Source organism: Vibrio sp. D173a (assembly GCF_030248475.1).
Genome location: NZ_JAHGAH010001465.1, coordinates 1 through 1,074 on the forward strand (window position 1 = coordinate 1; position 1,074 = coordinate 1,074).

Consider the following 1,074-nt stretch of genomic DNA (forward strand, 5'->3'; position numbering starts at 1 on the left):
CCTGTGGCCACACAGAGTGAGCGTGATTTACTTGCAGTGCCACTGTTGTTTTCGCGCCCTAGAGAGAGCTTCAAGGTGCATCACTAAAAAAGCCCCAAGTCAGACTTGAGGCTCTTGCTAGATTTAGACTGAGGTTAATAGGGTTAACTAGAGGTATTTATCAACGATATCATCAAGTTGCCCATTATCTCTCATTTCTACTAAACGCTGATTCATAAATGACTGCAGTCCAGGCTTCATTTGAGGGTCAAAGGCAAGGGGAATAGGGTAGTCATTGATCACGGAGCCAAATCTTTGTAACTGATAGTCATCGATGTTGAGATTTTGGTCTTTAAGGTTGTACTTAATTCGGGACTCCATCTCAACGAAGACTGTGTCCCCTGGCGTTCGATTGAGTACGCGGAAAGCAGCAGTATAGTCTTTTACTCGAATCTCATTCAGTTTTCCTTCGTTGATGTACGGTTCGAGGTTTGGATATTCAAAGCCGAGTAGCAGTACCACACCTTTGCCCTCTAAATCGTCTATGCTGTTAAACTCAAACGGCTTTTGACCACTGCTCAACAGTGAATGTTTTACATTGTAAATTGGGATATCGGAGAGATTCTCTGCTTGGATATTTCCCCAACTCGGGCTGCCGTAGGTCACCCAGTTATCATTCTCGCGAGCTTCTAGTTTGGAGATCATGCGGTTGAAAGGGTAGGTGTGGTAGTTGATGTCGTATTCACTGTCTTGAAAGACGGCTTCAACGATATCGGTCACCATCCCCTCATGTGCTCCGCCTTCCTCTTCTATTTGAAAAGGCTGTGCTTGGCTAGAGATGATGTAGTAATGAAGTGGTTCAGATGAAACAGCGTAACCACTTGAAAATAAAGCTGCTATTGCAGTTGAAAGAAGATATTTTTTCATAACCTTCCCTGGTTATTTGTAGGACGACTACTATTATACTAGTTGAGTAATAGTGATTTACTAAACTTAAAAAACGGAATTTATGTATGGTGAAACAAGGAAAGCGCTATATCGGACTATCTCGTCAATTGATCGGGATAACCATCGCTATCAGCACTTTGTTCACTG

At 42.7% G+C, this 1,074-nt stretch carries 1 protein-coding gene; it reads right to left on the reverse strand.

Translation table 11 applies throughout. The features are described from left to right. Positions 1-147: 147 nt before the first annotated feature. Positions 148-906, reverse strand: coding sequence for an ABC transporter substrate-binding protein (locus tag KIV40_RS34100; RefSeq protein WP_285353870.1), 759 nt, complete (start codon positions 904-906; stop codon positions 148-150). Positions 907-1,074 lie beyond the last annotated feature (168 nt).